The organism is Devosia sp., from assembly GCF_028290645.1.
In the GTDB taxonomy this organism is placed as follows: domain Bacteria; phylum Pseudomonadota; class Alphaproteobacteria; order Rhizobiales; family Devosiaceae; genus Devosia_A.
Genome location: NZ_JAQGJL010000303.1, coordinates 1 through 4,720, shown reverse-complemented (window position 1 = coordinate 4,720; position 4,720 = coordinate 1). Strand labels below are relative to the sequence as shown.

The window sequence follows — 4,720 nt, the reverse complement described above, 5'->3', positions numbered from 1 at the left end:
CAGGATCTAAACGCGCGGCTGAAGTTCGAAGAGACCTTCATGATTTCGGCCATGAAAGGCGACGGCGTCCGCGACATGCTGGCCTGGGCCGAACAGCGCATCCCGCTCGGTCCCTGGCATTTCCCCGAAGACCATCTCACCGACCTGACGCTGGCTATCACCGCCGCCGAAGTGACGCGCGAGAAGCTGTTCCTGCGCATCCACGAGGAAATCCCGTACAACACCACGGTCGAGACCGAAAAGTTCACCGTCCAGAAGGACGGCTCGTACCGGATCGACCAGGTGGTCTACGTGACCCGTGACACGCACAAGAAGATCGTGCTGGGCGCAGGCGGGCAGACCATCAAGTCGATCGGCGCCGAGTCGCGGAAGGAACTGATGGAGATCTTCGAGGTGCCGGTGCACCTGTTCCTGTTCGTGAAGGTCCGCGAGAAATGGGGCGACGACCCGGAGCGATATCGCGAAATGGGGCTGGAGTACCCTCACCAGAAGTGAGGCACTTTGGTGCTACCTCACCTTCTCCCCTTGTGAGAGAAGGTGCCCGAAGGGCGGATGAGGGGTTGTCTCCGCGCACACTGTCGCTCGTGGCTTCACCCCGAGCGCGCAACCCCTGGTTGCGAACCTCTCATCCGGCTTTCGGCCACCTTCTCCCACGAGGGGAGAAGGTGCTGGCTGCCAGTCCCGGTGACATCCACCATGCAATGGTCCGGTGAAGGCCTGATCATTGGGGTGCGGCGGCATGGCGAGTCGAGCGTCATTGCCGAGGTGATGGTCGAGGGCAGGGGGCGGCATCTCGGGCTGATCCGCGGCGGGCGGTCGTCGAAGCTGGCGGCGACGCTGCAGCCTGGCAATTCGGTGCAGCTCACCTGGCGCGCGCGGCTCGAGGAGCATCTCGGGACCTTTTCGCTGGAGCTCACCGAGGCGCGCGCGGCGGCGCTGATCGCCGACCGGTTGCGGCTCTATGCCAGCCAGGTGGTGTGCGAGCATTTGCGGCTGCTGCCCGAGCGCGATGCGCATGACCGGCTGCTCGGGCTCGCCATCCGCATCATCGAGCAGCAGGGCACGCCGCTCGAGCTGGGCGCCTCGGTGGCGCGCTACGAGTTGATCCTGCTCGAGGAACTGGGGTTCGGGCTCGATCTCACGAGCTGCGCGGCGACCGGCGCCACGAAAGACCTGACCCACGTCTCGCCGAAATCGGGCAGGGCCGTGAGCCGGGCCGCGGCGGAGCCTTATCTCGACCGGCTGTTGAGACTGCCGGCTTTCCTCATCAGTCCCGCCGACCCAACGCCGGCCGACGTCGCCGATGCCTTTGCGCTGACCGGCCACTTCCTCGACATGCATGTCTGGCTGCCCCGGCAGATCGATCCCCCCGCTATCCGCGAGACGTTCGTGAGACTGGTTTCGGACCAGCGAGTCGGCGCGGCCAAGGGGTAGATTGAGAGAGTCGTGCCGGCGGAACCCCACCAACGGAGTCACCCCGGCGAAGGCCGGGGCCCATCCTGAGATGTCCGAATTTGTACACTTGCTGACGGATCGCACCGAGCGTGCTTGATTGTGCCGCATGGGCAAGGTCTTCATCGTCTACATCATGGCGAGCCGGAAAAATGGCACACTCTACGTGGGCGTCACCGGCAACCCGGTGGGCCGCATTTGGCAACACAAGAACGAGTGGTTCGAGGGCTTCACCAAGCGCTACGGCGTCAAGCGGCTTGTATGGTATGAAGTGTACGAGAATGCGGAGGCTGCAATTCTGCGCGAGAAACGGTTGAAGGAGTGGCAACGCGCGTGGAAGATTCGACTGATCGAGGCACGGAATCCGGACTGGCGCGATCTGTATGGTGAGTTGACCGGCGAGCAGTGACCTGAGGCCCGCTGATGCTCGACGCGAAATCTCAGGATGGGCCCCGGCCTTCGCCGGGGTGACACCGTGGTGAGGGAGACGCTGGTGAACGTCGTTTGGCAGTGTGCATTGTTCCCTGGATTGGCGAAGGAGTCCGTACTTGACCAGTCTGCGCGTCGACACTGCATCGAGGATCATCGCGGCGTCGCCCGACGCCATCTATCGGGCCTTTGTTGAACGGGACGCGCTGCTTGCCTGGCTGCCGCCGAATGGCATGACCGGCGAGATCGAGGCGTTCGAACCGCGCAAGGGCGGGCCGTTTCGCATGGTGCTGCACTATAACGAGGGCGGCCGGGGCAAGACCACGGAGGATACCGATGTGGTGGATGCCGAGTTCGACGAACTGGTGCCTGGCCGGCGGGTGGTGCAGCTGGTGAAGTTCAGGAGCGACGATCCGGCCTTCGCCGGGACTATGAGGATGGTGTGGGACCTCGAGCCGGCCCCGGGCGGGACGCGGGTGATTTTCCTCGCCGAGGATGTGCCGGAGGGAATTAGCAAACAGGATCACGACGCCGGGCTGCACTCGTCACTCGAGAACCTCGAGGCCTATGTGACGCGCTAGCGCCGGAGTCACGCCATCGTCGTGCCTGCAACGTTGCCGGGCGATTGCGAATTTGTAATCGGCGATCCACCTCCGCGCCATCCGCGCCGGCGTATGTTCCTTCTTGCTTATCAGCATCTTAGAAGGAACACCCAATCATGAAGCTTATCGCAAGCCTGCCCGTCGCCGCCGCTCTGCTCGCACTCGTCGCCGCTCCGGTCGCAGCGGCGCCAGTTCGGCCGATAGCTGGTGGGCCTCATCAGCCGCCGCACGCAATGTGCAGCGCCAAGCCGCCCAAGCACCACAACCAGGGGCTTGCTCGGGGCCAGTGCTTCGACGGCTGGAGGCAGAAGCACGCGGTCACGGACTACCGGCACCACGGCCTGAGGGCCCCCGGCCGGGGCAGGGTCTGGATCGAGACGAACGGCACCTTTGCCCTCGTCGCCATCGCGACCGGCATCATCGAGCAGATCGTCCACGCCCACTGAGCGCGAGGACAAGCTTCAGCCGGCCCAGGTGATGGGCCGGCCGACCCCCCGGGCATTGCTCGGGGGGCGAAGTTTCAGGCGTATTTTGCGGGTTTCGGTCCGGCCGGTGGGGGCGGTTCGGCGCCGAGCTTGCGCTTCAGCTTGCCCAGCGCCAGCGACTGCATCTGGAATGGTGTCGCGCTCACCGGCGCGATGACCACCACCTCGGTGCCGGTGGCTTCGTCGATGGCGGCGACGCGCATCTGCTGGCCGACTTGGGTGAATTCGAAGAATACGCGGCCGGACGGACGATTGTCATCGCGCCCGGCCATCGATCAGGCGTCCCCGAAGCTGACGATGCCCTGCGCATCGAACTGGTAGACGTCGTCGCGGAAGCTCACCGTGCCCTGCCGGTTGGCCCAGGCGGTGATGTAGGTGGTGTGAATCGGCACCTGCACGTCCAGCTTGATGTCCTCGCGCAGCCCGCCGGTGAACGCCGCCTGGACGCTCGGAACATCCCAGCCGCCGTTGTCGCGCAGCAGCCAGGCGGCGAGTTCCTCGATGTTCTCGCAGCGCATGCAGCCGGAAGAGTGGAAGCGGGCGTTCTCGCCGAACAGCGCCTTCTGCGGCGTGTCGTGCATGTAGACGTCGTACTTGTTGTAGAAGTCGATCTTGCAGTGACCCATCGAATTCTCGCCGCCCGGATCCTGCCGGAAGGTGTATTTCACCGCCTCGGTGGTCTGCCAGTTGATGGCGGTGGGCGGAATCTCATTGCCCTTGCCGTCGAGGATGCGGATGCGGAACTTGGTCAGGTACTCCGGATCTTCGTTCATGTACTTGATCAGATCCTTCTCGATGATGCTCTTGGGCACCGTCCAGTAAGGATTGAACTTTACCTGAAAAATCTTGGAGTTGAGGATCGGCGTGGCGCGGTCGACCTTGCCGACGACGGAGTTGTGGCGCTGCACCACCTGCGCACCCTCGACGGCCTCGATGGTCGCCGCCGGGATATTGACCGCGACATAGCGATCCGAGAGCGCCGAGGCCCACTGGTCGATGCGCTGCGCGTTGAGGCGGAGCTGGTTCAGACGATAGTCGGCAGGCACGGAGAGCGCGTAGAACGTCGCCTCGTCGACCTGGCCGTTGATGACGAGGCCGTGGCGCGCCTGGAACAGCCGGACGGCAGCGTCGAGGCCGGCATCGAACTCGTCGTTGACGCGCTTCTCGAGCGGCATGTCCCCGTTGATCATCAGCCTGCGCTTCAGCAGCGCGGCGGCGCGCCGGGAATCACCAAGCTTCAGCCCGAAGGTCTCGCGGCTCGGCAGCTCCCAGCTGCCGTTGGCGGCGACGAACGCCTCGTAGTTCTGGATGGCGAGCTGCAGGTTATAGGAAGTGTCGTAGCTCAGGATCGGCTCGATGGTGTCGACGAGGCTCTTGGCATTGGCAGTGTTGCCGTCCTGGTCGACGTTCCGCATGGCGCGGTCCTTGCCGAACAGGTCCCAGAAATTGTCTTCCTCGGCCCGCACGATCGCAGGCATCGCCAGCCCCATGCCCAGCGTCGCCATGGAGGTCAGAAGGTTACGTCGATTCAGCCGCATCTAGTCACCCAAAGTCGCAAGCCCGGAGAGAGCTCCTCATAGCATTGCCCCCTGCATGTCACCAACGCAGTCAAGCAGCTGTGAACCGCTCGCCGTTCGTACACGCATACGCTAAGGGGCTTGCAGAGAAAGCCAAAATCCGCAATTGCCGCCATGCATAGCTCAATGTTGGGCATAAATAAGAAACGCCGGCCCAAGGCCGGCGTTTGCTGAA

Annotated in this window: 7 protein-coding genes; 5 read left to right on the top strand and 2 right to left on the bottom strand. The window is 63.9% G+C overall.

Translation table 11 applies throughout. The annotated features are described in order from the left end of the window. From era to JWQ89_RS16305, 5 genes are all read left to right on the top strand, one after another. Positions 1 to 495, top strand: a 495-nt coding sequence (gene era, locus JWQ89_RS16325) for a GTPase Era (RefSeq protein ID WP_299642674.1), incomplete at its 5' end; no start/stop codon positions are given. A gap of 201 nt (positions 496 to 696) precedes the next feature. Beyond that, on the top strand, positions 697 to 1,434 hold the full coding sequence (gene recO, locus JWQ89_RS16320; protein ID WP_299642673.1) for a DNA repair protein RecO: 738 nt from the start codon (positions 697 to 699) through the stop codon (positions 1,432 to 1,434). Between the two features lie 127 nt (positions 1,435 to 1,561). Continuing rightward, positions 1,562 to 1,861, top strand: coding sequence for a GIY-YIG nuclease family protein (locus tag JWQ89_RS16315; protein WP_299642671.1), 300 nt, complete (start codon positions 1,562 to 1,564; stop codon positions 1,859 to 1,861). A gap of 139 nt (positions 1,862 to 2,000) precedes the next feature. After that, complete coding sequence (locus JWQ89_RS16310) at positions 2,001 to 2,462, top strand: SRPBCC family protein (protein WP_299642669.1); 462 nt, start codon at positions 2,001 to 2,003, stop codon at positions 2,460 to 2,462. Between the two features lie 137 nt (positions 2,463 to 2,599). Beyond that, a complete protein-coding gene (locus JWQ89_RS16305; protein WP_299642667.1) occupies positions 2,600 to 2,929 on the top strand; it encodes an RcnB family protein in 330 nt (109 codons plus the stop codon). Between the two features lie 74 nt (positions 2,930 to 3,003). On the opposite strand, the gene JWQ89_RS16300 is transcribed toward JWQ89_RS16305, so the two are convergent. Further along, positions 3,004 to 3,240 (bottom strand): serine hydroxymethyltransferase, encoded by a 237-nt coding sequence (locus tag JWQ89_RS16300; RefSeq protein WP_299642665.1) that lies wholly within the window; start codon positions 3,238 to 3,240, stop codon positions 3,004 to 3,006. 3 nt (positions 3,241 to 3,243) lie between these two features. Further along, positions 3,244 to 4,506, bottom strand: a complete 1,263-nt coding sequence (locus tag JWQ89_RS16295) for a L,D-transpeptidase family protein (protein ID WP_299642663.1) — start codon at positions 4,504 to 4,506, stop codon at positions 3,244 to 3,246. Positions 4,507 to 4,720 lie beyond the last annotated feature (214 nt).

Coding starts and splice junctions, on each gene's coding strand:
- JWQ89_RS16295 (WP_299642663.1), bottom strand. CDS start 4,506: ATGCGGCTGAATCGACGTAACCTTCTGACCTCCATGGCGACGCTGGGC.
- JWQ89_RS16300 (WP_299642665.1), bottom strand. CDS start 3,240: ATGGCCGGGCGCGATGACAATCGTCCGTCCGGCCGCGTATTCTTCGAA.
- recO (WP_299642673.1), top strand. CDS start 697: ATGCAATGGTCCGGTGAAGGCCTGATCATTGGGGTGCGGCGGCATGGC.
- JWQ89_RS16305 (WP_299642667.1), top strand. CDS start 2,600: ATGAAGCTTATCGCAAGCCTGCCCGTCGCCGCCGCTCTGCTCGCACTC.
- JWQ89_RS16315 (WP_299642671.1), top strand. CDS start 1,562: ATGGGCAAGGTCTTCATCGTCTACATCATGGCGAGCCGGAAAAATGGC.